The sequence below is a fragment of the Variovorax sp. 38R genome, from assembly GCF_014843395.1.
In the GTDB taxonomy this organism is placed as follows: domain Bacteria; phylum Pseudomonadota; class Gammaproteobacteria; order Burkholderiales; family Burkholderiaceae_C; genus Variovorax; species Variovorax paradoxus_H.
In genome coordinates, this window is the sequence record NZ_CP062121.1 from 6,576,398 (window position 1) to 6,601,331 (window position 24,934).

A 24,934-nucleotide genomic window follows, 5' to 3' on the forward strand; every position below is an offset into this window, starting at 1 on the left:
GGGGAAGAGCGACACGAAACGCGCGAAGCCTGGGGTCAGACCAGCTTCTTGAGCAGTTCGGCCTTCTTGGCGTCGAACTCTTCCTGCGTGAGGATGCCCTTGGTCTTGAGCTCGCCGAGCCTCTCGAGCGTGGTCATCACGTCGGCGGCGCTCACCACGGCCACGGCCGGCTGCTGCGTCGTGGCCGCGGCCTGGGCCGCCGCGTTCGGGCTCAGGCCCTGTGCGAGGTTCTGCGCCAGCACCTGGCCGAGCGCCACGCCGGCGCCCAGGCCCATTGCGTCGCCCGCGATGCCGCCGCCACCGGCCGCGCCTTCGGCGAACTTCGGAATGGCCTGCGCCGTCTGGTACTGCATGAACTTGCCCATGTCGTTGCCGACCATGCCCATGCCGATCTTCTGGTCGAGGATCTTCTGCAGCTCTTCAGGCAGCGAGACGTTCTGGACCGTGATGTTCTCGAGCTTGATGCCGATCTTCTCGAACTCGGGCACCAGCTGGGTGGCCAGCGCGGTCGCGAACTGGATCTGGTTGGCCGCGAGGTCGAGGAAGGGCAGGCCGCTGGAGGCGATGGCGTTGCTGATGTTCTGCAGCACCAGCCCGCGCAGCTGACCGTCGAGGTCGGCCACGGAGTAGATGTCGCGCGTGCCGGAGATTTCGGTGTGGAACAGCTTCGGATCGCCGATGCGGAAGCTGTAGTTGCCGAAGGCGCGCAGGCGCACGGCGCCGAAGTCCTTGTCGCGGATCGTGATCGGCTGGGGCGTGCCCCACTTCTGGTCGACCTGCTGGCGCGTGCTGAAGAAATAGACGTCGCTCTTGAAGGGAGATTCGAAGAGCTTGTCCCAGTTCTTCAGGTACGTGAGCACGGGCAGCGTCTGCGTCGTGAGCTTGTACATGCCGGGGCCGAACACGTCGGCCACCTGGCCTTCATTGACGAAAACGGCCATCTGCGACTCGCGCACGGTGAGCGAGGCGCCGTTCTGGATTTCCATCTCGGCCATCGGGAAACGCCAGGCCAGCGTGCCATCGCCGGACTCGGTCCACTGGATGATGTCGATGAACTGTTTCTTGATGAAATCCATCAGGGCCATGGTCGTTCCTCTCGAGATGTTGTCGGTTTGTGTCCCAGCCGCACATATTGCCACAGGGCTTTGACGGCGCCCCGTGCTTTTGGTCATGCCTGCCACAGGCCATGCGGCGTAGGGCGGTATGGACCGAGGTCTACAATCGGCGCCCCCAGAAGAAGCGCCACCAGGAGCAACGGCACATGTCCGATTTGACCGCATCGTCCCCTTCGACCCCCACCCCGGAAGACAAGCGCGCCCTGTTGCGCCGTGCCGCCCTCGAGTACCACGAGTTTCCCGTTCCCGGCAAGATCGCCATTGCGGCGACCAAGCAGATGGTCAACCAGCGCGACCTGTCGCTGGCCTACTCGCCCGGCGTGGCCGCGCCCTGCGAGGAAATCGTCAAGGACCCGGCCAACGCCTTCAAGTACACCTCGCGCGGCAACCTCGTGGGCGTCATTTCCAACGGCACGGCCGTGCTGGGCCTGGGCGACATCGGCCCGCTGGCCTCCAAGCCGGTGATGGAAGGCAAGGGCGTTCTCTTCAAGAAGTTCGCCGGCGTCGACGTGTTCGACATCGAGATCGACGAGAAAGACCCGGTCAAGCTGGTCGAGATCATCGCCTCGCTGGAGCCCACCTTCGGCGCCATCAACCTCGAAGACATCAAGGCCCCGGACTGCTTCTACGTCGAGCGCGAGCTGCGCAAGCGCATGAAGATCCCGGTGTTCCACGACGACCAGCACGGCACGGCCATCACCGTGGCGGCCGCCATGCTGAACGGCCTGAAAGTGGCCGGAAAGAACATCGCTGAAGTGAAGCTGGTCACGTCGGGCGCGGGCGCCGCGGCGCTGGCCTGCCTGAACCTGCTGCTCAAGGTGGGTCTGAAGCGCGAAAACGTGTTCGTCACCGACCTGGCCGGCGTGGTCTACGAAGGCCGCGAAGAGCTGATGGACGACGACAAGCGCCAGTACATGCAAAAGACCGACATGCGCAAGCTGTCGGAAGTGATCGCCGGTGCCGACGTGTTCCTCGGTCTGTCGGCCGGCGGCGTGCTGAAGCCTGAAATGGTCGCGAAGATGGCACCCAAGCCGGTGATCTTTGCGCTGGCCAACCCGAACCCCGAGATCGCGCCCGAAGACGCCCATGCGGTGCGCAACGACGTGATCATGGCCACGGGCCGCACCGACTACCCGAACCAGGTCAACAACGTCCTGTGCTTCCCGTACATCTTCCGCGGCGCGCTCGACTCGGGCGCCACCACCATCACCGACGAGATGGAGATTGCCGCGGTGCACGCCATCGCCGAGCTGGCCCAGGCCGAGCAGAGCGAGCGCGTGGCGGCGGCCTATGTCGGTGAAAAGCTGAGCTTCGGCCCCGAATACCTGATCCCGAAGCCCTTCGATCCGCGCCTGATGATGAAGATCGCGCCGGCCGTGGCCAAGGCGGCCGAGGAAAGCGGTGTGGCGCAGCGCCCGATCAAGGACATGGACGCCTACCGCGACAAGCTGCAGAGCTTTGTCTACGCCTCGGGCACCACCATGAAGCCGATCTTCGACGCCGCCAAGCGCGCACCGAAGAAGCGCGTGGCGTACTGCGAAGGTGAAGAAGAGCGCGTGCTGCGCGCCGCGCAGATCGTGGTGGACGAAGGCCTGGCGCGCCCGACGCTGATCGGCCGTCCGGCCATCATCGCCCAGCGCATCGAGAAGTTCGGCCTGCGCCTGAAGGAAGAGCTCGACTACGACGTCGTCAACGTCGAGCAGGACCACCGCTACCGCGACTTCTGGCAGACCTACCACCGCATGACCGAGCGCAAGGGCCAGACGGTGCAGACCGCCAAGATCGAGATGCGCCGCCGCCTCACGCTGATCGGCGCGATGCTGCTGCACAAGGGCGAGGTCGACGGCATGATCTGCGGCACCTGGGGCACGACGCTGATCCACCTGCACTACATCGACCAGGTGATCGGCAAGCGCCCCGGCGGCTGCGAGAGCACCCCGCAAGACGTGCCGGTGTACGCCTGCATGAACGGCCTGCTGCTGCCCGACCGCCAGGTGTTCCTGGTCGACACGCACGTCAACTACGACCCGACGCCCGAGGAACTGGCCGAGATCACGACCATGGCGGCCGAGGAAATGATGCGCTTCGGCCTCAAGCCGAAGGCCGCGCTGCTGTCGCACTCCAACTTCGGCACCAGCAACGAGCCCAGCGCCATCAAGATGCGCCGCACGCTCGACCTGCTGCGCGTGCAGGCACCCTGGCTCGAAGTGGACGGCGAAATGCACGGCGACGTGGCGCTGGACAGCAAGCAACGCGCGGTCGTCATGCCGCACAGCGCGCTCGCCGGCGACGCCAACCTGCTGGTGTTCCCCAACATCGACGCCGCCAACATTTCTTACAACCTGCTCAAGACCGCGGCCGGCGGCAACATCGCCATCGGCCCGGTTCTGCTCGGCGCGGCCAAACCTGTGCACATTCTCACGGCGAGCGCGACTGTTCGCCGCATTGTGAACATGACGGCCTTGACAGTCGCCGACGCAAACGCCGAGAGATAGGCCATTTGGCGAGAGTGGACGCCAACTTAAGGCGTCGCTTTTCGTCCCAGCGACTGCTCAAACTTTGGGCAGTCGCTTGCTATTTTCGCCAGCGTGGTGCACACTCGCGGGCTTGAATTTGCGGGTTAACCCCGAGGTTAAGCGCAGTTCAAACCCCCCGCTCTTTTCTTGTGGTGCCCCATGGCGGCTTACGCCTCGATCACGTCCTCTGTCACTAAGTTTGCGCTCACCAGCTTGATGCTGGTGGCTCTGACGACGGGGGCCGAGGCCCGCGGATGGTTCGGCGCCGGAAAAACGTCCTCCGAGGAATCAATTGCCCTGACCGATCTCCCGGTCCAGGGCCAGCGAACCTACCAGGCCATCCTTGATGGTGGCCCCTTCCGGTACGACAAAGACGGCACGGTATTCGGCAATCGCGAACGCATTCTGCCCGCGGCACGTCGCGGGCATTACCGCGAGTACACGGTGCCAACGCCCGGCGCGCGCAACCGCGGTGCCCGGCGGATCGTTTGCGGTGGCGAGCAGCGCGCAGCGCCCGAAGCCTGCTGGTACACGGCGGATCACTATGCGAGTTTCAGACGGATTGCGCCATGAGCGATGACAACGACCTGAGCGGCGCCCCGAAGCGCCCCGACGAGATGATGATGACTATGGAAAGACCAGCGGATATGACCTTATCCCTTCGAGCCGTACGCCCGAACATCGTGCAATCGATCCGCGCGTTCCGCGTGAACGACCTGCAGGATGCCGCCAACGCGGCCGGCCAGCACTTCCTGTACGCCAACCTGGGCAATGCCCAGACCAAGCAGGACGTGCTCGACCTGATTGCCCAGCAGTTCACCTTCCCGGCGCACTTCGGCAAGAACTTCGACGCGCTGTACGACTGCATGACCGACCCGCTGCATAAATCGGGCCCGCAGCCTGGTTTCGTCATCGTGCTCGAGCAGATCCCGGCCAACGCCAAGTTCGACAAGGAAGCGCGCGAGCAACTGCTCGACATCTTCCGCGACGCCTCGGACTACTGGGGCGATCGCAAGGTCCCGTTCCGCTGCTTCTATTCTTTTCTGTAGCCCGTTCTGCATCTACCAGCCAAGCAGAACGGGCGAACGAGGCTCAGCCCACCGCTGAAACCCTCGATGGCATCGAAGTCAACCCTGCCGCCACGGCAGCAACCGCTGCGGCCACCGCCGCCAGCACCGAGCCGGCCGGCGAGAAAATGCCGACCGACAAGCTCGTCGACGTGTCGCCTCTGGCGCTGCGCATGAGCAGCCCCTTCAACGCGGGCTACTGGCTGGCCGCGGCTTAACTGCTGCAGTCCGTCTCGTCAGAAAAAATGCCCGTCATCGACGGGCATTTTTCATGGGGGAAAGGCCTGGGCCAGTGCGACGTATTCGGCCACCGGCACCTCCTCGGCGCGGCGCTGCGGGTCGAACGCTCCTTCGAAGCCGTGCGTCTCCAACCACTTGCCCAGTGTGTGCCGCAGGATCTTGCGCCGCTGGCTGAAGGCCACCTGCACGATCTCGCCGAGCCGCGCTGCGTCGACCGCCGGCGGCTGCGCGAGCGGCACCATGCGCACCACGGCGCTGTCGACACGCGGCGGCGGATCGAAACTCTCGGGCGGCACGAACAGCACGTTTTCCATGGCGTAGCGCCACTGCAGCATCACGCTCAGGCGGCTGTAGTCCGACGTGGCGGGCTTGGCCACCATGCGATCGATCACTTCCTTTTGCAGCATGAAATGCTGGTCGGCGATCAGGTGGGCGTAGCCCAGCAGGTGGAACAGGATCGGCGTGGAGATGTTGTAGGGCAGGTTGCCGACCACGCGCAGCGGCTTCGGTTCGGCCTTGGCTGCGAGTTCGGCAAAGTCGACCTTGAGCACGTCGGACTCGATGACCTCGAGCTGCGGATGCTCGCGCAGCCGCTTGGCCAGGTCGCGGTCGAGCTCGATGACCGTGAGGCGGCCAAGCCGTTCGACCAGCGGCTGCGTGAGCGCCGCCAGCCCCGGCCCGATCTCGACCATCGCGTCGCCGGGCTGCGGCGCGATCGCCTGCACGATCCCGTCGATGATCCCGCCGTCGGACAGAAAGTGCTGCCCGAACCGCTTTCTTGCAATGTGTTGTGCCATCGCGGCCTAAAACGCTGCCGCGGCCATCAGGACTGCGGCGGCTCGCGGAATTCGACGTAGGCGCGCGCGCGCACTTCCTGCACCCAGGTGGTGAAGGCTTCTTCGACGCGCTGTTCGCGCAGTGCGGCGCGCGCGGCTTCGCGCTGCTCCGACTGGCTCAGCTTGGCTTCGCGGCGGCCGACCACCTGGATCAGGTGGACACCGAAGCGCGACACCACAGGGTCGCTGATCTGGCCCGGCGTGAGGCGGTCCATGGCTTCCTCGAACTCGGGCACGAACTGGCCGGGACGCGACCAACCGAGGTCGCCGCCTTCCTTGGCGCTGGCGTCCTGCGAGTTATCGCGCGCCAGGCCGGCGAAGTCGGCCGTGCCGGACTGCACGCGGCGCTTGAATTCCTGCAGCTGCGCCACCGCCTGTGCGGTCGTGCGCTTGGGGTCGTTGAGCAGCAGGATGTGGCGCACCTGGGTCTGGGTGATGGAGGCGTCCGACGAACCCACCTGCGCCTTGGTCAGCACCTTGAGCACGTGGAAGCCGGCGCCCGAACGCACGGGTCCGGCGATGCCGTTCACCGCGGTCGATTGCGTGGCTTCGACGAACACCGGCGGGTAACGGTCGGCGCTGCGCAGGCCGAGCGCGCCGCCATTGGCGCGGTCGGGCGAGTCGGAGTTCTCGCGCACCAGCTTGGCAAAGTCTTCGCCGCTGCGCGCACGCTGCGCGAGGTCGGTGGCCTTCTTCTGTGCGGTCGCGATCTGCGCGTCGGTGGCACTCTCGGGCACGGCCACCAGCAGCTGGGCGATGTTGAGGTTGAGCAGCGCGTTGTTCTTGACGGCGCTCTCGCGCTGGTCGCGCAGGTACTCGTCGGCCTCGGTGTCGCTGATCTTGACCTTCGACTCGACTTCGCGGTCGCGCAGGCGCGTGAGCAGCAACTGGTCGCGCAGGTCGTTGCGGAATTCGCGCGGCGAGATGCCCTCGGCCACGACACGGCTGCGCAGCTCGGTGAGGCTGATCTCGTTCTGGCGGGCCACGGTCTGTTCGGCCTGGTCGATCGCCACGTCATCGACCTTGATGCCGTTTTCCTTCGCGAGCTGCAGCTGCGCGCGCTCGGTGATCAGGCGCTCCAGCACGAGGCGCGTGAGTTCGGCGCGCGGCACGCGCTCGGCGTCCGGGTTCTCGCGGATCAGGCGCGTGACGCGCGACTGCACCTCGGTGTTGGTGATGGGCTCGGAGTTGACCAGCGCCACGATGTACTCGGCGGCGCGCTGCACCGGCGCCGCCGTGGGAGCGGCAGGGCGGGCCGTCGGCGGCACGATGCGGGGACCGGCGCGCATGATGTCCGTGATGCCGCTGCCGGAACGAAAGCCCTGTGCGCCGGCCGTTGCGGCGATGGCCGCAAGGCAACCCAGGGTGAGGAGGGAACGGATGTGTTTCATGGCGTGAACGGTCGTCGTTTCAGTCGTAATTGGTGAAGCGGCTCGGGGCTTCGGTCGGTTGACGCAGCGGCTGGTAGCGCTGCACGTTCTGCCGCAGGGCCTGCATCGGGCTCGATCCGATGGCGGAGAACCCGACGAATTCGAGCTGGAACATGATGCGGGTGTTGGCCGTGACTTGGCCGGTGGTGATGCGTTGCAGCACCACGCGGCTGATCCAGCAGCAGCCGTCGTACTCGACCCCGAGCACGCCGTCCGTGAGCTTCTTGTCCTGCAGGCTGTAGTTGAGGCGGCCCACGGCGTACCAGCGTCCGCCGCCTTCGCCCTTGCCCGGACCGAGGTCCTTGCCTTTGTCGCCCCACAGGTCGTTGAGCGGCCATTGCCAGCCGAAGTCGATCGACTTGTTGCCATCGGTGGCCGTGGGTGTGCTCGGCGCCTGGTAGCGGAAGGCGGCGCTGAGGTTGCGGTACGGCCCCGGGTTGTAGCGCGCGCTGATCGCGCTGCGCGTGGACCGGCGCGAATCGGGGTTGTACTGGAGCAGCGTGTCCAGGCTCCACTTGGGCGTCCAGTTGATCTGGGCGCCCAGCAGCAAGTCGCTGGTGCGGTCGGTGACCGGCGCGATGCCCGGCAGCGTGACTTTCTGGTCGGCGTAGCGGAAGCGCTGCGCAATGCCGAAGCGCACGGCTTCGACGCCGGTGCCGGGGTCGATCAGGCGCGACGTGACGCCCAGCGTGAGCGCGTTGGTGTCCGAGATGCGGTCGGCGCCCGAGAACGCGTTCTCGGTGTAGATGGTCGCAAAGCTGAAGTCGTTGGCGGCCGAATCGTAGTTCGGCAGCATGCTCTGGTTGCGGTACGGCGTGTACACGTAGTACGCGCGCGGCTCCAGCGTCTGGCGGAAGGCGCGGCCGAAGTAGTTGGCGTCGCGCTCGAAGATCAGGCCGCTGTCGAGGCTGAAGGTCGGCACGACGCGGTTCGACGAGGTCTGGAAGAAGTACAGCTGGCTCGGGTTGTACGGCATCCCGTTCACGTAGTCGATGCCATTGACCGACACCTTCGGAATGGACGACTGCGGCAGGTAGTAGTTGTACGAGGTCGCGTGCAGCTGCAGCTTGGGAATGACGAACGAACTCGGCGTGAGGAACGGCCGGCTGATCGCCGCCTGCGCGAACACGCGGTCGCCGTCAGGCTGCGACTGCTGGAGCAAGTCGAAGCCAGGCTGGCCGGCCAGGATGGTGTTGACGCGAAAACGCGAGTAGTCGGTGTTCAGCGAGACGTCGAAACCGTGCCAGTCGTACTTGGCGTAGTTGGCCGTGATCTGCGGCACGCGGTCATACGAGGGCACGACCGGCGACAGGTTGTACTGCAACGTCTGGTAACGCAGGGCGCGCACGGCGCCGCTCCAGTCGCCCTTGACCCAGTTCAGCGAGCCCTCGTTCGGCAGTTGGCGCTGTGCCAGCGTCGGCGTGCGCGTGAAGTCGCGCCAGTAGTCGTTGTCGCTGACACGGTTGATCGTGAGGCTGGCCGACAGCGAGTCGAGCCCCAGCGCCTTGGCATCGAAGTCGTGGCGATGGTTGAGCCACAGGCCCCAGCGCTTGCTGCTGTCGGGCTGCTTGCCGAGGTTCAGGTCCTTGAGCGCGATCTCGCCGTTGTTGAACCTCTGCAGCTGCTCGGCGCGCGCCTCGTTGTAGCGCTGGCCCACGAGGCGGTCGCTGCCCATCAGGTCCAGGCGGATGCTGCCGCTGTAGTCCTTCTCGAGGTAGCGGAATTCGTTGGCCAGGTTGAGTCCGCGCTTGCTCATCAGCGTGGGCGTGATGGTGGCGTCGCGGTTGGGCGCGATGTTCCAGTAGTAGGGCTGCGCGACCTCGAAGCCGTTGGTGTTGTCCAGCCCGATGGTGGGCGGCAGCAGGCCGCTCTTGCGCTCGTTCGACAGCGGGAAGGTCACGCGCGGAATCGGCGGCGTCGTGAGGCCCATGAAGCTCATCCGCGCATCGATGGCGATGCCCTCGTTTTCCTCGGTGTCGGTGGTCAGCGTGGCGGCGGTCAGCAGCCAGGCCGGCATCCAGCCGGGGAAGTCTTCGCGGCGGCAGGTGGTGTAGCTGGCGCGCCGCGCGATCGAGACGTTGGAGTCGACGAAGTCGATGCGCTCGGCCTCGCCGTGACCACCGGTCGAGAGGAAGCGATAGCGCACGTTGTTGAAGAAGCCCTCGAAGGTCTCGAGCTTGAGTTCGAGCTCGGGACCTTCGTACACGTTGCCGGCCTGGTTGACCCGCACGTTGCCGGTGGCCTTGGCGCGGTCGTCGGGCTGGTAGTACTCGAGGCGGTCGGCCGTGATGGCGAGCGGGCCGCGGCGCAGCGTGGCGTTGCCCTCGACCACGGTCTCGAGGTCGGGGCGGCCGGAAATGCGGTCGCCGGTGACGAGGCTGGGCAGCTGGCTGCGTTGCGCGGGCGTGAGTGTCTCGGTGAGCAGCGGCGTGCGCTTCAGCGTGAGCGGCCCGTCAAGCACACCGGCCTGCTGGGCAAAGGCGCCATGCGCGTGCAGCAGCGCCAGCGACAGCACGGCCAGTGGCAGCGGCGGGCTCGAACGTCGCAGGGCAGCGCGTGGGGTCGTAGGCATCGATTCGGAACGAAAAATCGTCGGGACGGCGCGGCAAGCCGGCGGGTTGCGGGGGTCCGGCAGCCACCCCGCCCGGCCGGATCGGCCTTGAACAGGGGGGCCGCGCCAGGCGGATTTGTAGAATTGATTATCCATGACAGCACCTTCGACCCCGGCGTCCACGACCCCACACCCCGCTCAGGCCATTCTCTGGACAGATCCGCAGCGGGCCGAAGCGTTCCGGGGCTGGCTGGCCGGCATCGCCGACACCCGGCAACTGCGCCCGGACACCGTCCGGCTGGCCTCGGCCGACGCCAGCTTCCGCCGCTACTTCCGCCTCGACACCACTGACGGCCGCACGCGCATCGTGATGGATGCGCCGCCCGACAAGGAAAACAGCGCCCCCTTCGTGCAGGTGGCACAGTTGATGACCGAGGCGGGCGTGACGGCGCCGCAGGTGCTCGAATGGGACCGCGACCACGGCTTCCTGCTGCTGGACGACCTGGGCCACCAGACCATGCTCGACGTGATCGACCCGGCCCAGCCCGACGCCAACCGGCCGCTCTACGACCAGGCCATCGACGCGCTGATCCGCTGGCAGCTGGCCTCCAAGCCCGGCGTGCTGCCGCCCTACGACCGGGCGCTGCTCGAGCGCGAACTGGCGCTCTTTCCCGAGTGGTACATCGGCAAGCACCGCGGCGTGGCCGTCGAAGGCCAACTGAAGGAGCGGCTGGACCGCGCCTTCGCGCTGATCGTCGAGAACAACCTGGCCTCGTCGAGCGTCTACGTGCACCGCGACTTCATGCCGCGCAACCTCATGATCGGCAGCGATGCCGGCCAACCACTGGGCGTGCTCGACTTCCAGGACGCCGTCTACGGCCCGATTAGCTACGACATCGCCAGCCTGATGCGCGACGCCTTCCTCAGTTGGGACGAAGAGTTCGTGCTCGACATCACCATCCGCTACTGGAACGCCGCGCGCAAGGCGGGCCTGCCGGTCGATGAAGATTTCGGCGCCTTCTACCGCGCGGTCGAATGGATGGGCCTGCAGCGCCACCTCAAGGTCGCGGGCATCTTCGCGCGCCTCACGCTGCGCGACGGCAAGCCGCGCTACCTGGCCGACACGCCGCGCTTCATTGCCTACATCCGCGCCACCGCCAGCCGCTACATGGAACTCACGCCGCTCGTGCGGGTGATCGACGAGGTCGAGGGCACGACAGCCGTCACCGGCTTCGCCTACGGCCGAGTCTGAAGAGAAACTGAAAAAATCCGAAAAAGAAAACCGCTGTAGCGCCCGCACCACGGGCGCCGTCAGCTCCTGATTTCATAGCATGCCCCGTTTTCACTGCTCCGTGCCGCTGGCCGCCGGCGCCAGCCTGGCGTTGCCGCCGGGCGCCGCGCGCCATGTGCAGGTGCTGCGCATGCAGCCCGGCGACACCCTCACCCTGTTCGATGGCGCGGGCGGCGAGTACGCCGCGACAGTCGAACGCATGGGCCGCAGCGAGGTCGCCGTGGCGGTCGGCGCTCACACGCCGGTGGAGCGCGAAGCGATCCGCGCCGTGCACCTCGCGGTCGGCATGCCGGCCAACGAGCGCATGGACTGGCTGGTCGAAAAGGCCACCGAACTCGGCGTGACCAGCATCCAGCCGCTGGCCACCGCGCACGGCGTGTTGCGCCTGTCGGGCGAGCGCGCGGAGAAGAAGCGGGCGCACTGGGAAGCCATCGCCGTCGCAGCCTGTGAGCAGTGCGGTCGCAACCGCGTGCCGGTGATCCATCCGGTGCAGTCCTTCGCGGGCTGGCTCGGCGGTGCTGCCGCCTCGGACACTGCGGCGACGCGACTGGCGCTGAGCCTGGCCGACGGCACACGCGCCGTCGCCGCCGTGGCTGCGGGCACCCCAACCACGCAGCCCGCACTCGTGCTCAGCGGCCCCGAGGGCGGCCTCAGCGCCACCGAGGAACAGGACGCCATCGCGCGCGGCTTTGCGCCGGCCACGCTCGGCGCGCGGGTGCTGCGCGCAGAAACCGCCGCACTCGCCGCGCTGGTGTCGCTCATCGGCGCCTGAGCCGTTCCGGGGGGTTTTCCGCGAGGCGCGAAGCGGGCGCCTGCGGAACAATGGCCGCTTCCTTTTTCTTGTTCAATCCGCCTCCCGGAAGGACCGCTCCCTCATGCCTCGTTCATCCCGCGCGTTTCGTCTCGCTCCCCTCGTTCTGGCCGCGCTGTGCGCCGTGCCCGCCGCCCACGCCCAGAGCCAGGCCGTTGCGCCCACGCCGGCGCAGGTCAGCCCCGCGGTCGACCAGGCCTACACCCAGCTCATGGCCTCGCCCGCGATCCGCAAGCTGCTGGAGTCGGTCAAGGCCGACCACGAACGCACGGTCGAAGAACTGAAGACGCTGACCGAGATCGAGGCGCCGCCCTTCAAGGAACAGAAGCGCGCCGAAGCCTTCCTGGCGCGCATGAAGGCGCTCGGCCTGACCGACGCGAAGATCGACGCCGAAGGCAACGTGGTCGGCATGCGCAAGGGCACGGGCAACGGCCCGAAGCTGCTCATTTCGGCGCACCTGGACACCGTCTTTCCCGCCGGCACCGACGTCAAGGTGAAGGAGCGCGACGGCAAGCTCTTCGCGCCCGGCATCGGCGACGACACGCGCGGCCTGTCGGTGCTGCTGTCGTGGCTCAAGGTGCTCAACGACAACAAGATCCAGACCGTCGGCGACCTGATGTTCGTCGCCAACGTCGGCGAGGAAGAGCTGGGCAACCTGCGCGGCATGAAGGCCATCTTCCGCGACCACCTCGACATCGACGGCATGGTCGGTCTCGAGCCCTCGGCCGATGGCCACGTGCTGGTGCTCGGCACCGCGAGCCACCGCTACGAAGTCACCTTCAAGGGCCCGGGCGGCCACAGCTTCGGCGCCTTCGGCCAGGTGCCGAGCGCGATCCACGGCATGGGCCGCGCCATCGCCAAGATCGCCGAAGTGCGCACGCCCAGCTTCCCCAAGACGACCTTCACCATCGGCACCGTGGGCGGCGGCACCTCGGTGAACACCATCGCGCCCGACGCGCGCATGGCGATCGACATCCGCTCGGACGACATGGCCTCGCTGCTCGAGGCCGAGAAGAAGATTCTTGCGACGCTCGACGAGGCCGTGGCGGAAGAGAACAAGCGCTGGAACGTGAGCTCGCTGAGTGTGAGCACCAAGCTCATCGGCGACCGCCCGGGTGGCCGCACGGCGCCCGACTCGGTGATCGTCGAGGCCGCGACGCGCGCCAACAGTGCTTTTGGCCACAAGACCCTGCTGCGCGGCGGCAGCACGGATGCGAACGTTCCTATTTCGCTGGGCATCCCGGCCATCATCATCGGCGGCGGCGGCAAGTCGGGCGGATTCCACTCGCTGGCCGAGTCGATCGACGTGACAGATGCATGGAAAGGCGCGCAGAATTCGCTCGTCACCGTGCTGGGCTTGGTGGGCGTGCAAGGGGTCAATCCCGCATTGCTTCCCAAACGGCCTGCGCGGACCAAGTAATTTGTCACGATGCCAGCTTGAAAGTGGTCACGCCACCTTCGGCTTGCGGTCCGGGGCGTCGGAAAATGCCGCCGGTTCTGTCACACACCAAGGAAACGCCATGGGATTGCTCGATTCGGTACTCGGTCAGGTGCTGGGAGGCGCTGCACAACAACAGCAGCAACCGCAGGGCGGTGGCCTCGGGGGATTGGGAGATCTCGGAGGCCTCGCCGGCGCCCTGGGCGGTCTGCTTGCCAACAACGGCGGGCAGGGCGGCCTCGGCGGCATGGTCTCGAAATTCGAGCAGGCGGGCATGGGCGACGTGATCGGCTCGTGGATCGGCAACGGTGAAAACAAGCAGGTCTCCGGCGATCAGCTGCAGAACGCGTTGGGCGGCGACACGATCGCCGCCATCGCTTCCAAACTCGGCATCAACGCACAAATGCTGCTGCCGATGCTGGCCACCATGCTGCCGGCCCTCATCAACCAGCTCACGCCGCAGGGCAAGGTGCCCGAGCAAGGCCTCGGCAACCAGGACGATCTGCTGGGTTCGCTCAGCGGCCTGCTGCAAGGCAACAAGCCGACCTGAGCTGCCACCGGCGAATTTTCATTCTCAGAATTCCGGCGCCCGCGAGGGCGCTTTTTTTTGGCCGGCGCCTTGCCTTCGTCGCCCAATCGCGTAGAACCGCGCCCCATGAATCGCAATCTGTGGCTCCTGGCCATCTGCCAGGGCCTGCTCCTGACCAACAACGTCACCTTCATCGCCATCAACGGCCTCGTGGGCCTGGGCATCGCGCCGCAGGGCTGGATGGCCACACTGCCCGTGATGGGCTACGTGGTGGGCGGCGCGCTGAGCACGGGGCTGGTGGCGCGCACGCAGCAACGCTTCGGCCGCCGCGGCTCGTTCCAGATCGGGCTGGCGGTGGCGGTCGGCTCGGCGCTGTTGTGCGCCTACGCGGCGTCGTCGAAGAACTTCTGGCTGCTGTGCTTCGCCACCCTGGTCGCGGGCTACTACAACGCCAACGCCGGGCTCTACCGTTTCGCGGCGGCCGAGCTGGCACTGCCGGCCTGGCGCGAGAAGGCCGTGTCGATGGTGATGGCCGGCGGCCTGATCGGTGCGGTGGCGGGGCCGAACCTGGCGACCTTCACGCGCGACGCCCTCTCCGTGCCCTTCGCCGGCGCCTACATCGCGCTGGCGGCGGTGGCGCTGCTCTCGATGGCGGTGATGCGCTTCATCGAATTCCCCCCGTCGCCGACGCGCAAGGAAGCAGCCGGCGGCCGATCGCTGGGCGAGATCATGCGGCAGCCCGTGTTCATCGTGGCCGCCGCCGCGGGCGCACTGAGCTACGGCGTGATGAACCTGCTGATGGCCGCGACGCCCATCGCGATGCAGATCTGCAGCCTGCCGTTTTCCGACGCGGCGCTGGTGCTCGAATGGCACGTGATCGGCATGTTCGCGCCGGGCTTCTTCACCGGCCACCTGATCCGCCGCTTCGGCGTGCTGCCGGTGATGGGGGTGGGGCTGGCGCTGAACCTCGGCTGCATCGTGGTGGCGCTGTCGGGCGTGGAGCTGCACCACTTCCTGGTGGCGCTGTTCCTGCTGGGCGTGGGCTGGAATTTCCTGTTCACCGGCAGCACGACGCTCTCGCTCACGGCCTACACGGCCGAGGAGCGCGACCGTGCCCAGGGTGCGCTCAACTTCTGCGTGTTCGCGACGCTGGCGCTGACCTCGTTCGCTTCGGGCGTGCTGGTGACGACGCAAGGCTGGCAGCTGTTGAACTACGGCTCGCTGGTGCCGGTGGTGCTGACCGGCGCGGCGCTGCTCTGGCTCGCGCAGACCCAGCGCAAACAAGCACTGGCCGCCAAGGCCTGAGCGACCTCAGGCCGCGAGCGTCGACACGGCCGCGACCGGAAACCGCCGGTCGAGCCAGCGCTGCAGCGTGTCGAACACAGGCTCCGCGTCCAGCTCGTTGAAAAGCTCGTGGTACAGCGTGTCGAAGCACTTCGCCTCGACCTTGCCGCTGGGCGCCGCAGCCGCCGCGAAGGCGCGGCTCGCAGCCGGCCGCACGAGCCGGTCGTCACCTGCGTAGATCAACAGCGTGGGCACCGGCCAGTGCGCCGCATGCTGCTGCACCAAAGCGCCTTCGTGCGCGAGAAAGCGCGCCAGCCGGCTGCCGATGCGGTCGTGCGTGAGCGGATCGTCGCGGTAGGCCTGCACCACCACCGGGTCGTGCGAGAGGTAGTTGTCGTCGAGCCCGTTGCCCACGCGCAGGTTCGGCGCGATGCGCGGCAGCACGGCCAGCAGCATCTTCTGGACACCGTTCAACCCCGGGTCGAGCCCCGGCGACGACAGCACCAGCGCATCGACCGGCCGCACGCCGCGCGCCACCAGGCTCGCGGCGACCAGGCCGCCCAGGCTGTGGCCGAGCAGCACCAGCGGCACGCCGGGGTTCTCGCGGCGCGCGTCGTCGATCACCAACGCCAGGTCGTCGACCAGCCGCAGTTCGCTGGGCAGGCCGCCGCGCGCACCGGTGGATTCGCCGTGCCCGTGGTGGTCGTGCGCCCAGACCGCGAAGCCCCAGGCATGCAGTTGCTTGGCCAGGCCGTGATAGCGCCCCGCGTGCTCGCCCAGCCCGTGCACCACGACCACGACGGCTCGGGGTGCGCCGGCGACCGGCAGCCGCCGCAGCGCCAGCGTCTCACCGTCCGACGTGGACAGCGACACGCGATGCGGCAAAGGCAGCGCGTCGATCATGGGCGCACCCTTGGCGCTGCGCGCCTTCCCGCCAAGCGGGAGCGAGCTTGCTTGGGGCGGCCCGGCGCGGCGCTCAAGCCGCCACCGGCTCCGCAGCCGCGGCGCGGTGCGCGACCGGCAGGGCCGCGATGACCTCGGCCACGGCGGCCGTCAGCTTCTTGGCATAAGGCACGTGCAGGAACTCGTTGGGGCCGTGCGCGTTGCTCTTCGGGCCGAGCACGCCGCAGACCATCATCTGCGCCGTCGGGAAGCCGGCGCTCAGCATGTTCATGAGCGGGATCGTGCCGCCCTGGCCGATGTAGCCGCACGAGGCGCCGAAGTGCGCGCGCGAAGCCTTGTTGAGCGCGTCCTCGAACCACGGCGTGATGGTCGGTGCGTTCCAGCCGGTGGCGCCGCTGCCTTCGAAGGTGACGCGCGCCTGGTAGGGTGCGTTGTCTTCGAGCAGGGCCTTGAGCTTTTGCACCGTCTCGGCCGCATCGACCAGCGGCGGCAGGCGCAGCGACAGCTTGAAGGCGGTGTAGGGGCGCAGCACGTTGCCCGCGTCCTTCAGGGCCGGAAAACCTTCGGCGCCGGTCACCGACAGCGTGGGCTTCCAGGTGCGGTTGAGCAGGGCTTCAAGCGGGTCAGTGGTGGTCGGCAGCGCGAACATGGTCGAGCCGCCGCAGTCGTAGTGCGCCCACGGGAAGCGCTTGTAGACCTCGTCGCCGAGGATGGCGGCGGTGGCCTTGGCCTGCGCCAGGCGGTCGGCAGGCACTTCGCAGTGGAAGCTCGCGGGCAGCAGGCGGCCGGTGGCGCTGTCTTCGAGGCGGTCGAGCACCTGCCGCATGATGCGGAAGCTCGAGGGCACGAGGCCCGAGGCGTCGCCCGAGTGGATGCCTTCGGTCAACACCTCGACCTTGAGCGTGCCGCTGGCCATGCCGCGCAGCGAGGTGGTGAGCCACAGCTGGTCGTAGTTGCCGGCGCCCGAATCGAGGCAGATCACCAGCTCGACCTGGCCCAGGCGCGGACGCAGCGCGTCCACGTACGGCAGCAGGTCGTAGGAGCCGCTTTCCTCGCAGGTCTCGATGAGGCCGACGATGCGCGGATGTGCCACGCCCTGCGCCTTGAGCGCCTGCAGCGCGGCCACGCTGGCGTACACCGCGTAGCCGTCGTCGGCGCCGCCGCGGCCGTAGAGCAGGCCGTTCTCGTACTTGGGTGTCCACGGGCCGAGGTCGTTGCGCCAGCCGGTGAATTCGGGTTGCTTGTCGAGGTGGCCGTACATGAGCACGGTCTCGGCCATGTTCGTGCCAGTGGCCGGCACTTCGAAGAACAGCACCGGCGTGCGGCCTTCGAGGCGCACGATTTCCAGCTTCAGGCCTTCGACCTTCTGCGCCTCGACCCAGGCCGCGGCGTTGCGCAGCACGGTCTCCAGGTAGCCGTTGGCCGACCAGTCCTTGTCGAAGCCGGGCGACTTGGCGGGAATGGCGATGTAGTCGGTGAGTTGCTTGACGATGTCGCCGTCCCATTGGGCGGTGACATCAGAGAGGGCGCGCGTCGCGTCGAGCGTGCCGGCGGGCATTTCACGGTGCAGGGGGGCGTTCATCGGGGGGTTCTCCGCGGGGACGAAAAAACGCATTTTGCGCCTCGCGGCGAGCGCGCGTAGAGTGCGGGCGATCTCAACCCGGAGGGCACCGTGAGCAAGGCAACATCGACGCGGATCAAGGTGGGCATCGGCGGCTGGACCTACGAGCCCTGGCGCGACAACTTCTACCCGAAAGGCCTCGCCCACGCGAAGGAGTTGAACTACGCGAGCCGGCAGGTGAGCGCCATCGAGATCAACGGCACCTACTACAGCACCTTCAAGCCCGAGACCTTCCGCAAGTGGCACGACGACACGCCGGACGGCTTCATGTTCTCGATGAAGGCCTCGCGCTTCACCACCAACCGCAAGGTGTTGGCGAGCGCGGGCGAGTCGGTCCAGCGCTTCATCGACAGCGGCGTGGCCGAGTTGGGCGACAAGCTCGGGCCGATCGTGTGGCAGTTCATGCCGACCAAGCAGTTCGATGCGGAAGACTTCGAGGCGTTTCTGGAGCTGCTGCCCAAGAAGGAGGGCAGCCGCGTGCTGCGCCACGTGATGGACGTGCGCCACGAGAGCTTCATCACGCCCGCCTACAAGGCGCTCGCGAAGAAGCACAAGGTGTCGACCGTGTTCACCGACGCCGACAAGTTTCCGTCGTTCGAGGAGCCCGAAGGCGACGTCGCCTATGCGCGGCTCATGATGGCCGACGCGAAGCTCAAGACGGGCTACGGGCCGAAGGCGCTCGACACCTGGGCCGAGCGCGCGCAGGGCTGGGCCGCTGCACCGAAGGCGCGCGACGTGTTCGTGTACTTCATCAACGGCGCCAAGGAAAAGGCACCGGCCGCGGCCGGTGCCTTGCTGGAGCGCTTGGGATGGGAGCCGCCGGCCGCCTGAGGGGCGGCCTGCATCGGCTGGCTTACGACGCCTTGGCGCCGAAGCTGATTTCGCCCGACAGCTGGCCGCCTTCTTCGATCACGATCTTGCCGTAGCGGATCTTGCCGGTGACCTTGCCGGTCGAGTGGATGACGAGCTTTTCGCGCACGGTGAGGTTGCCGTCGAACACGCCGCGGATTTCGGCGATGTCGATCTCGGCCGAGCCCTTGAACTCGCCCTGTTCGGCGATCTGCATCAGGCGCGAATCCATGGTCGCTTCGACCAGGCCTTCGACCACGAGCGTATCGCAATCGGTGATCTCGACGCCCTTGAGCTTGATGTTCGGGCCGACGGTGAGCTTGCTGCCGCCTTCCTTGACGGCGGGAGCGGCTGCCACCGGGGCCAGGCCGGCCTGCGCGGTCAACGAGGAGGGATTGACGGGAGTGCCCGAGAGATTGGTGCCCGAACCAACCAATGGTGCGGGACGGGAAGTCAGCGAGTCGGTGTCACGATCGCGCTTGCCGAAAAAGGGGGACTGTGTGGCCAATGGGGAGCTCCTCAAGAAAGGGGACTATCGTAAGAAGGCGCTCGCGGCATGCCGCACTTCATTGCGCAAGAAGCGTAACTGAATAAGTCGCCCGGCCCCATGACAATGCCCTCATGACCCGCCTGATTCGCCCGAACATCGAAGCCCTGTCCACGCCTGCCGCCACCGACTCGCGGTTCGACAAGCCGGCGAGTGGTTGGCGCCGCAAGCTGTTCACCGTGATCTTCGAGGCCGACACGCCCGCCGGCCTGTGGTTCGACCTGACACTGATCGCGGTGATCGTGATGAGTGTGCTGGTCGTCATCCTGGACAGCGTGCAGTCGATCCGCGAGCAGTGGCGGCCTCTGTTCAATGGGCTCGAATGGATGTTCACCATTCTTTTCACGCTGGAGTACATCGCGCGGCTGTGCTGCGTGAACAAGCCGCTGCGCTACGCGCTGAGCTTCTACGGCGTGATCGACCTGCTGGCGCTGCTGCCGACCTTTCTCGTCGCGCTGGCGCCCGAGCTGGCCTACCTGATCGACGTGCGCATCCTGCGGCTGTTGCGCGTGTTCCGCATCTTCAAGCTCTCGCGCTATTCGGTGGAATACCGCGCGCTGGTGTCGGCGGTGGCGTCCAGCCGCCGCAAGATCACGGTGTTCGTGGGCTTCGTGATGCTCGTGGTGCTGGTGATGGGCACGCTGATGTACGTGGTCGAAGGTCCGACGCACGGCTTCACCAGCATTCCGGTGGCGATCTACTGGGCCATCTCGACCATGGCCACGGTCGGCTTCGGCGACCTCGTGCCCAAGACCGACCTGGGCCGCGCGATCGCCTCGGTGATGATGCTGCTGGGCTGGGGCGTGCTGGCCGTGCCCACCGGCATCGTGACGGCCGAGATGACGCGGCGCGGTGTCGACGACGACCTGGCGGAGCCGATCGCGCTCGCATCGCGCGGCGTGCTCGCCCTGGCGGTGGAGCCGACACCAGGCAAGGCGCCGGCGAAGCGACTCACGCCGTCGGCCAGACGACGCGCCCTTGCGCAGCATCGTCGAGGCGCGCGATGAAGGCGTCGGCCTCGGGCGCGGGCAGCGCGAAGGCAAAGCGCACGTCGTCGCCGTGCTGCACGTCTTCCAGCACCGCGCCGATGGCGGCCAGCTCGCGCCGCACCAGTCCCTCGAACGCGTAGGGCACGGCGCACTGCAGATGGCGCAGGCGCACGAGCGGCACCAGGGTGGCGCCCAGCAAGGCCTGCGCGATGGCATCGGTGTAGGCCCGCACGAGGCCGCCGGCACCGAGCTTCACGCCGCCGAAGTAGCGCACCACGGTGGCGAGCGCGCCTTCGACCTGCTGGTGGCGCAGCACTTCGAGCATCGGACGACCAGCCGTGCCGCCGGGCTCGCCGTCGTCGTTGGCAGCCGACTGGCCGCCCGCCATCAGGGCCCAGCACACGTGCGCGGCGCCCGGATGTTCGGCACGCAGCGAGGCGACCACCGCCAGCGCCGCCGCGCGGTCGGGCACCGGTTGCACGCAGCCGATGAAGCGGCTTTTCTTGATGAGCAGTTCGCTGTGAACCGGCTGCGCGAGCGTGAAGCTCATTCCGACCCGATGTCCGTGGGTGCAAGGGCGGCGTGCTCAGCCGCCCCGCTCGAACTTGAAGACCGCGGTGCTGGCGCGCGCGTTGGGCAGCCAGCGCACGTCGCGGCCGTTCTGCAGGCCGAAGGCGTCGAGCACGCGCAGGTTGTTCTTGCCGGCCAGCACCTCGAAGTCCTTGTAGGTGCCGACGCGGATGTTGGGCGTGTCGTACCACTGGTAGGGCAGGCGGCGCGTCACGGGCATGCGCCCGCGCGCCACGCTCAGGCGGTTGGGCCAGTGCGCAAAATTGGGAAAGGCGACGATGCCGAAGCGGCCCACACGCGCGGTCTCGCGCAGCATGACCTCGGCATTGCGCAGGTGCTGCAGCGTGTCGATCTGCAGCACGACGTCGAAGGTGGCGTCGTCGAACATCGCCAGGCCTTCGTCGAGGTTGAGCTGGATCACGTCGACGCCGCGGCGGATGCACTGCAGCACGTTGCCGTCGGCAATCTCCACGCCGTAGCCGGTGCAGCCGCGCTCGCGCTGCAGCAGGTCGAGCAGGGCGCCGTCGCCGCAGCCCAGGTCGAGCACGCGCGAACCCTTCGGCACGAGCTCGGCAATCAATCGTTGGTGTGCAAGGTCACTCATTGGAATTCCTTGGCGACGCGTTCGAAGTACGAGCGCACCACGCCCATGTAGCGCACGTCGTCAAGCAGAAAGGCGTCGTGGCCGTGCGGCGCGTCGATCTCGGCGTAGCTCACGTTGCGGCGGTTGTCGAGCAGCGCCTTCACGATCTCGCGGCTGCGCGCGGGCGAGAAGCGCCAGTCGGTCTTGAAGCTCACGAGCAGGAACTTGGCCGTGGCCTGTGCCAGCGCGGTGCTGAGCTGGCCGCCGTGGTGGCGCGCGGGGTCGAAGTAGTCGAGCGCGCGGGTGATCAGCAGGTAGGTGTTGGCGTCGAAGTACTCGCTGAACTTGTCGCCCTGATAGCGCAGGTAGCTTTCGATCTGGAACTCGATGTCCTGCGTGGAATAGCGGTAGTCGAGCCCCGCCACTTCGCCTTCGACGGCACTGCGCAAAATGCGCCCGAACTTGGCGTTCATCACGTCGTCGCTCAGGTAGGTGATGTGGCCGATCATGCGGGCGATGCGCAGGCCGCGTTTGGGCACCACGCCGTATTCGTAGAAGTGGCCGCCGTGGAAGTCGGGGTCGGTCACGATGGCGCGACGCGCCACCTCGTTGAAGGCGATGTTCTCGGCCGTGAGGTTGGGCGCGCTGGCCACGACCACGGCATGCCGCACGCGGTCGGGGTACTGCAGCGTCCACGACAGCGCCTGCATGCCGCCGAGGCTGCCGCCCATCACGGCTGCGAGCGTCTGGATGCCGAGCGCGTCGAGCAGCACGGCCTGGGCGTCGACCCAGTCTTCGACCGTGACCACCGGGAAGTCGGCGCCGTAGACGCGGCCGTTGGCGGGGTTCACGTGCATCGGGCCGGTCGAGCCGAAGCAGGAGCCGAGGTTGTTGACGCCGATCACGAAGAAGCGGTCGGTGTCCAGCGGCTTGCCCGGGCCCACCATGTTGTCCCACCAGCCCTCGGAGCGGGCCTGGCCCTCGTACACGCCCGCGACGTGGTGCGAGGCATTGAGCGCGTGGCACACCAGCACCGCATTGCTGCGCTCGGCGTTGAGGGTGCCGTAGGTTTCGTAGGCGAGCGTGTAGCCGCTGATCGAGGCGCCGCTGCGCAGGGCCAGCGGGCCTGCGAACTGCATCGACTGCGGGGTGACGACCAAAGGTGATGGCGACGACATGAATGAAAAAACCCGGCCTCGCCAAAAACGAGCCGGGTTCGGCAGCCGTCTTTAGCAGAATTTATAAAGCGCCCGCAAGCTGAAGCAAATCGGCGCCCGGCAAGTATAGCCCTGTGACTTTTTTCTGCTACCAGCCAATGATCATCACGATGCCCAGCACCAGAAAGATCGCCGCCGAGATGCCGTGCACGAGCTTGATCGGCACGCGCCGCACGATCTTGTCGCCCAGCCAGACGACCGGCGCATTGGCCAGCATCATGCCCAGCGTGGTGCCGACCACGACCCAGGCGTAGTCCTGCGTGAAGCGGGCGGCGAGCATGACGGTGGCGATCTGGGTCTTGTCGCCCATCTCGGCCAGGAAGAAGGCGATCACGGTGGTGCCGAAGACGCCGAACTTCGAGACGCCGGGGGCGTCGTCTTCATCGAGCTTGTCGGGAATCAGCATCCAGACGGCCATCGCGATGAACGAGCCGCCCAGAATCCAGCGCAGCACCTCGGGGCCGAGCCAGCGCGTGATGTAGTTGCCGACCGCGCCGGCCAACGCGTGGTTGACGACCGTGGCGACGAAGATGCCGAGCACGATCGGCCAGGGCTTCCTGAAACGCGCGGCCAGCAAAAGGGCCAGGAGTTGGGTCTTGTCGCCCATTTCGGCGAGCGCGACCACGCCCGTTGCAACGAGAAAAGCTTCCATGAGAGATGTGGGGTTCCTTGGGCCGAAGGACGCAATTGACCGCACAACACCTTCGGCCATATTCCCGAAGTTGTGCGGTCAAAGGTCTCGCCAGGTGTGTTCACTGCACGCGCCATGTCCTCGTGGGGCAAGGACAAGTCTGTTGACGCGGGCCCTTCTCGTATACGGAAGGCGGCTACTCCCCAATGACCGGCAAATTGTAGCCGCATCGTCAATTCCCCCGGCCCAAACAGGTAGGCGTGCGCTAACTTCCATTGACTTCAAAAGTCGCTACCTCAAGACGCAAATTCATGCTTGCTTTTTTGATATTTCACCCATAATGCACGAGCCTCCCTCTTGATTTTGGGAGGGAGCAACTCGGTGATCGGTCAGTTTCGCGCGGCTCGGCGGCTCTCGTTTGAGTGATGCTTTCGGGACTCCATCGCTTTTCTTGATGTGTTTATAGGAGTCCCTTGATGGGCAACAAACTCTACGTCGGCAACCTGCCTTACTCGGTGCGCGACGGTGATCTCGAACAGGCCTTTGGCCAGTTCGGCGCAGTGACCAGCGCCAAGGTCATGATGGAGCGCGACACGGGCCGCTCGAAGGGCTTCGGCTTTGTCGAGATGGGCAGTGACGCGGAAGCACAGGCCGCCATCAACGGCATGAACGGCCAGCCCCTGGGTGGCCGCAGCGTTGTCGTCAACGAGGCACGTCCCATGGAAGCACGTCCCCCCCGCAGTGGCGGCGGTGGCGGCTACGGCGGCGGTGGTGGTGGTTATGGCGGCGGTGGTGGCGGTGGCTACGGCGGCGGTGGTGGCGGCTACGGTGGTGGCGGCGGTGGCCGTTCCGGCGGTGGCGGCGGCTACGGCGGCGGCGGTGGTGGTGGTCGTTCGGGTGGCGGCGGCGGTGGTGGCGATGGCGGTTTCCGCAGCCCCTACGGCGCAGGTCCCCGTGGCGGTGGCGGCGGTGGTCGCAGCGGCGGCGGTGGTGGCGGCTACGGCGGCGGCGGCAACGGTGGGTACTGACCCCCGTTCACTTCTTCGCATGCCTCACGGCACACAAACACAAAAGGCTCCCTCGGGAGCCTTTTTCTTTGCCTGCGCGCCCGCCGTTCGGTACTGACGCTCAGGCTTCGCCGCTGCGCTTCTTGCGCGCCCGGCCCTGCACCGCGCGGTCGAGCAGCGCATTGGGCAGCAGGCGCATGACCTTGGCGACCACGCCCATCTGCCACGGAATCACGCGGTAGCTGGTGCCGGCCTCGATGGCGCGCAGCGCCTGGGCCGCAAAGTCTTCGGGCTGCATGAGAAAGGGCATGCCGTAGCGGTTGCCCTGCGTCAGCGGCGTGTCGATGTAGCCCGGGCAGAGCGTGACGACCTTCACACCGCTGGTGCGCAACTCCCCGCGCAGGCTCTCGCAGTACGCGACCACGCCAGCCTTGCTCGCGCAGTAAGCGCCGTGCCCCGGCAGCCCGCGGATGGCGGCCACGCTCCCGATGCCCACGAGCCGCCCGCTGCCGCGCTGCACCATGGCCTGCACGAAAGGATGGAAGGTGGCGGCCAGCCCCACGTTGTTGACGGCGAAGGTGCGCGCCAGCACGTCGAGGTCCGATCGATCGGCCGTGTCGATGCCGATGCTGATGCCCGCGTTGGCGATCACCGCGTCGGGCACGCCCTGGCGCGCGATGCAGTCGGTGCCGGCGGCCACGATGCTGTCGGTCTCCGCCACGTCGGCGCCGTAGACCTGGTAGCGGCCCGCGTCGAGCTGGCGACCCGTAGCCCAGGCGTCGATCTCCGCCGTGCGCCGCGCGACCAACGCCAGCCGGTAGCCCGCGTCGTAGAAAGACGCGGCCAGGGCCTGGCCGATGCCGCTGGAAGCGCCGGTGATGAAGACGAGCGGTGCGGCGGTGGTCATGT

At 67.2% G+C, this 24,934-nt stretch carries 23 protein-coding genes and 1 riboswitch; of the genes, 11 read left to right on the forward strand and 12 right to left on the reverse strand.

Annotated elements, in window-relative coordinates; translation table 11 throughout:
* Positions 1 to 35 precede the first annotated feature (35 nt).
* Positions 36 to 1,085, reverse strand: coding sequence for an SPFH domain-containing protein (locus tag IG196_RS30550; protein WP_153281417.1), 1,050 nt, complete (start codon positions 1,083 to 1,085; stop codon positions 36 to 38).
* 176 nt (positions 1,086 to 1,261) lie between these two features.
* On the opposite strand from IG196_RS30550, the gene IG196_RS30555 reads away from it, so the two are divergent.
* From IG196_RS30555 to IG196_RS30565, 3 genes are all read left to right on the forward strand, one after another.
* A complete protein-coding gene (locus IG196_RS30555) occupies positions 1,262 to 3,610 on the forward strand; it encodes an NADP-dependent malic enzyme (RefSeq protein WP_192194232.1) in 2,349 nt (782 codons plus the stop codon).
* A gap of 180 nt (positions 3,611 to 3,790) precedes the next feature.
* Positions 3,791 to 4,204 carry a ribonuclease domain-containing protein gene (locus IG196_RS30560; RefSeq protein WP_101490729.1) on the forward strand — a complete coding sequence of 138 codons (414 nt, stop codon included), beginning with the start codon at positions 3,791 to 3,793 and terminating at the stop codon, positions 4,202 to 4,204.
* A gap of 50 nt (positions 4,205 to 4,254) precedes the next feature.
* Complete coding sequence (locus IG196_RS30565) at positions 4,255 to 4,680, forward strand: barstar family protein (protein WP_095747788.1); 426 nt, start codon at positions 4,255 to 4,257, stop codon at positions 4,678 to 4,680.
* A gap of 287 nt (positions 4,681 to 4,967) precedes the next feature.
* On the opposite strand, the gene rsmA is transcribed toward IG196_RS30565, so the two are convergent.
* From rsmA to IG196_RS30585, 3 genes are read right to left on the reverse strand one after another with little or no spacing between them, the layout of a single operon-like run.
* Positions 4,968 to 5,735 (reverse strand): 16S rRNA (adenine(1518)-N(6)/adenine(1519)-N(6))-dimethyltransferase RsmA, encoded by a 768-nt coding sequence (gene rsmA, locus IG196_RS30575; RefSeq protein ID WP_192194233.1) that lies wholly within the window; start codon positions 5,733 to 5,735, stop codon positions 4,968 to 4,970.
* A 26-nt stretch (positions 5,736 to 5,761) separates the two neighbouring features.
* Entirely contained in the window at positions 5,762 to 7,165 is a 1,404-nt protein-coding gene (locus tag IG196_RS30580; RefSeq protein WP_101490727.1) for a peptidylprolyl isomerase, read from the reverse strand.
* Between the two features lie 19 nt (positions 7,166 to 7,184).
* Positions 7,185 to 9,776, reverse strand: a complete 2,592-nt coding sequence (locus tag IG196_RS30585) for an LPS-assembly protein LptD (protein WP_192194234.1) — start codon at positions 9,774 to 9,776, stop codon at positions 7,185 to 7,187.
* A 133-nt stretch (positions 9,777 to 9,909) separates the two neighbouring features.
* On the opposite strand from IG196_RS30585, the gene IG196_RS30590 reads away from it, so the two are divergent.
* The 5 genes from IG196_RS30590 (at position 9,910) to IG196_RS30610 (ending at position 15,129) form a co-directional block, all read left to right on the forward strand.
* Entirely contained in the window at positions 9,910 to 11,007 is a 1,098-nt protein-coding gene (locus tag IG196_RS30590) for an aminoglycoside phosphotransferase family protein (protein WP_192194235.1), read from the forward strand.
* Positions 11,008 to 11,086: 79 nt separating this feature from the next.
* Positions 11,087 to 11,818, forward strand: coding sequence for a 16S rRNA (uracil(1498)-N(3))-methyltransferase (locus IG196_RS30595; RefSeq protein ID WP_192194236.1), 732 nt, complete (start codon positions 11,087 to 11,089; stop codon positions 11,816 to 11,818).
* A 103-nt stretch (positions 11,819 to 11,921) separates the two neighbouring features.
* Complete coding sequence (locus IG196_RS30600; protein WP_192194237.1) at positions 11,922 to 13,277, forward strand: M20/M25/M40 family metallo-hydrolase; 1,356 nt, start codon at positions 11,922 to 11,924, stop codon at positions 13,275 to 13,277.
* A 100-nt stretch (positions 13,278 to 13,377) separates the two neighbouring features.
* Positions 13,378 to 13,845: a YidB family protein gene (locus tag IG196_RS30605; protein ID WP_101490722.1), complete on the forward strand. Its 468-nt coding sequence runs from the start codon at positions 13,378 to 13,380 to the stop codon at positions 13,843 to 13,845.
* A 105-nt stretch (positions 13,846 to 13,950) separates the two neighbouring features.
* On the forward strand, positions 13,951 to 15,129 hold the full coding sequence (locus IG196_RS30610) for an MFS transporter (protein ID WP_192194238.1): 1,179 nt from the start codon (positions 13,951 to 13,953) through the stop codon (positions 15,127 to 15,129).
* 6 nt (positions 15,130 to 15,135) lie between these two features.
* On the opposite strand, the gene IG196_RS30615 is transcribed toward IG196_RS30610, so the two are convergent.
* On the reverse strand, positions 15,136 to 16,011 hold the full coding sequence (locus IG196_RS30615; RefSeq protein WP_192194239.1) for an alpha/beta hydrolase: 876 nt from the start codon (positions 16,009 to 16,011) through the stop codon (positions 15,136 to 15,138).
* A 73-nt stretch (positions 16,012 to 16,084) separates the two neighbouring features.
* Entirely contained in the window at positions 16,085 to 17,593 is a 1,509-nt protein-coding gene (locus tag IG196_RS30620; protein ID WP_192194240.1) for a M20 family metallopeptidase, read from the reverse strand.
* Positions 17,594 to 17,683: 90 nt separating this feature from the next.
* Here IG196_RS30620 and IG196_RS30625 point away from each other — a divergent pair, with 90 nt between their 5' ends.
* Positions 17,684 to 18,463 (forward strand): DUF72 domain-containing protein, encoded by a 780-nt coding sequence (locus tag IG196_RS30625; protein ID WP_192194241.1) that lies wholly within the window; start codon positions 17,684 to 17,686, stop codon positions 18,461 to 18,463.
* A 22-nt stretch (positions 18,464 to 18,485) separates the two neighbouring features.
* Here the strand turns inward: IG196_RS30625 and IG196_RS30630 are convergent, their stop codons facing one another.
* On the reverse strand, positions 18,486 to 18,989 hold the full coding sequence (locus IG196_RS30630) for a bactofilin family protein (RefSeq protein ID WP_099794230.1): 504 nt from the start codon (positions 18,987 to 18,989) through the stop codon (positions 18,486 to 18,488).
* Between the two features lie 113 nt (positions 18,990 to 19,102).
* Here IG196_RS30630 and IG196_RS30635 point away from each other — a divergent pair, with 113 nt between their 5' ends.
* Positions 19,103 to 20,035, forward strand: coding sequence for an ion transporter (locus tag IG196_RS30635; RefSeq protein WP_192194242.1), 933 nt, complete (start codon positions 19,103 to 19,105; stop codon positions 20,033 to 20,035).
* Here IG196_RS30635 and IG196_RS30640 read toward each other — a convergent pair.
* The 4 genes from IG196_RS30640 to IG196_RS30655 all read right to left on the reverse strand — a co-directional run bounded on the left by IG196_RS30640 (position 19,980) and on the right by IG196_RS30655 (position 23,039).
* A complete protein-coding gene (locus tag IG196_RS30640) occupies positions 19,980 to 20,567 on the reverse strand; it encodes an IMPACT family protein (RefSeq protein ID WP_192194243.1) in 588 nt (195 codons plus the stop codon). The two genes, IG196_RS30635 and IG196_RS30640, sit on opposite strands and share 56 nt — an antisense overlap.
* Positions 20,568 to 20,603: 36 nt before the next feature.
* Positions 20,604 to 21,191, reverse strand: a complete 588-nt coding sequence (gene metW, locus IG196_RS30645) for a methionine biosynthesis protein MetW (protein ID WP_062473606.1) — start codon at positions 21,189 to 21,191, stop codon at positions 20,604 to 20,606.
* Positions 21,188 to 22,348 (reverse strand): homoserine O-succinyltransferase MetX, encoded by a 1,161-nt coding sequence (gene metX, locus IG196_RS30650; RefSeq protein WP_153281400.1) that lies wholly within the window; start codon positions 22,346 to 22,348, stop codon positions 21,188 to 21,190. Before metX ends, metW begins: the two co-directional genes overlap by 4 nt.
* 127 nt (positions 22,349 to 22,475) lie before the next feature.
* Complete coding sequence (locus IG196_RS30655) at positions 22,476 to 23,039, reverse strand: TMEM165/GDT1 family protein (protein WP_192194244.1); 564 nt, start codon at positions 23,037 to 23,039, stop codon at positions 22,476 to 22,478.
* Between the two features lie 17 nt (positions 23,040 to 23,056).
* A riboswitch (yybP-ykoY riboswitch) is annotated at positions 23,057 to 23,235 on the reverse strand.
* A 259-nt stretch (positions 23,236 to 23,494) separates the two neighbouring features.
* Between IG196_RS30655 and IG196_RS32265 the strand changes: the two genes are divergently transcribed.
* The gene (locus IG196_RS32265) at positions 23,495 to 24,046 is read left to right on the forward strand and encodes an RNA recognition motif domain-containing protein (protein ID WP_192194245.1); all 552 of its coding nucleotides are present in this window, start codon (positions 23,495 to 23,497) and stop codon (positions 24,044 to 24,046) included.
* 100 nt (positions 24,047 to 24,146) lie between these two features.
* On the opposite strand, the gene IG196_RS30665 is transcribed toward IG196_RS32265, so the two are convergent.
* Positions 24,147 to 24,932 (reverse strand): SDR family oxidoreductase, encoded by a 786-nt coding sequence (locus IG196_RS30665; RefSeq protein WP_192194246.1) that lies wholly within the window; start codon positions 24,930 to 24,932, stop codon positions 24,147 to 24,149.
* Between the last annotated feature and the right edge of the window lie 2 nt (positions 24,933 to 24,934).

Excerpts from the sequence above, each read along its gene's own strand:
- IG196_RS30595 (WP_192194236.1), top strand. The coding sequence starts at position 11,087 with ATGCCCCGTTTTCACTGCTCCGTGCCGCTGGCCGCCGGCGCCAGCCTG.
- IG196_RS30665 (WP_192194246.1), bottom strand. The coding sequence starts at position 24,932 with ATGACCACCGCCGCACCGCTCGTCTTCATCACCGGCGCTTCCAGCGGC.
- IG196_RS30590 (WP_192194235.1), top strand. The coding sequence starts at position 9,910 with ATGACAGCACCTTCGACCCCGGCGTCCACGACCCCACACCCCGCTCAG.
- IG196_RS30640 (WP_192194243.1), bottom strand. The coding sequence starts at position 20,567 with ATGAGCTTCACGCTCGCGCAGCCGGTTCACAGCGAACTGCTCATCAAG.
- IG196_RS30605 (WP_101490722.1), top strand. The coding sequence starts at position 13,378 with ATGGGATTGCTCGATTCGGTACTCGGTCAGGTGCTGGGAGGCGCTGCA.
- IG196_RS30615 (WP_192194239.1), bottom strand. The coding sequence starts at position 16,011 with ATGATCGACGCGCTGCCTTTGCCGCATCGCGTGTCGCTGTCCACGTCG.
- IG196_RS30550 (WP_153281417.1), bottom strand. The coding sequence starts at position 1,085 with ATGGCCCTGATGGATTTCATCAAGAAACAGTTCATCGACATCATCCAG.
- IG196_RS30565 (WP_095747788.1), top strand. The coding sequence starts at position 4,255 with ATGACTATGGAAAGACCAGCGGATATGACCTTATCCCTTCGAGCCGTA.
- IG196_RS30600 (WP_192194237.1), top strand. The coding sequence starts at position 11,922 with ATGCCTCGTTCATCCCGCGCGTTTCGTCTCGCTCCCCTCGTTCTGGCC.
- IG196_RS30635 (WP_192194242.1), top strand. The coding sequence starts at position 19,103 with ATGACCCGCCTGATTCGCCCGAACATCGAAGCCCTGTCCACGCCTGCC.
- metX (WP_153281400.1), bottom strand. The coding sequence starts at position 22,348 with ATGTCGTCGCCATCACCTTTGGTCGTCACCCCGCAGTCGATGCAGTTC.
- IG196_RS30610 (WP_192194238.1), top strand. The coding sequence starts at position 13,951 with ATGAATCGCAATCTGTGGCTCCTGGCCATCTGCCAGGGCCTGCTCCTG.
- metW (WP_062473606.1), bottom strand. The coding sequence starts at position 21,191 with ATGAGTGACCTTGCACACCAACGATTGATTGCCGAGCTCGTGCCGAAG.
- IG196_RS30655 (WP_192194244.1), bottom strand. The coding sequence starts at position 23,039 with ATGGAAGCTTTTCTCGTTGCAACGGGCGTGGTCGCGCTCGCCGAAATG.
- IG196_RS30580 (WP_101490727.1), bottom strand. The coding sequence starts at position 7,165 with ATGAAACACATCCGTTCCCTCCTCACCCTGGGTTGCCTTGCGGCCATC.
- rsmA (WP_192194233.1), bottom strand. The coding sequence starts at position 5,735 with ATGGCACAACACATTGCAAGAAAGCGGTTCGGGCAGCACTTTCTGTCC.
- IG196_RS32265 (WP_192194245.1), top strand. The coding sequence starts at position 23,495 with ATGGGCAACAAACTCTACGTCGGCAACCTGCCTTACTCGGTGCGCGAC.
- IG196_RS30620 (WP_192194240.1), bottom strand. The coding sequence starts at position 17,593 with ATGAACGCCCCCCTGCACCGTGAAATGCCCGCCGGCACGCTCGACGCG.
- IG196_RS30555 (WP_192194232.1), top strand. The coding sequence starts at position 1,262 with ATGTCCGATTTGACCGCATCGTCCCCTTCGACCCCCACCCCGGAAGAC.
- IG196_RS30560 (WP_101490729.1), top strand. The coding sequence starts at position 3,791 with ATGGCGGCTTACGCCTCGATCACGTCCTCTGTCACTAAGTTTGCGCTC.
- IG196_RS30585 (WP_192194234.1), bottom strand. The coding sequence starts at position 9,776 with ATGCCTACGACCCCACGCGCTGCCCTGCGACGTTCGAGCCCGCCGCTG.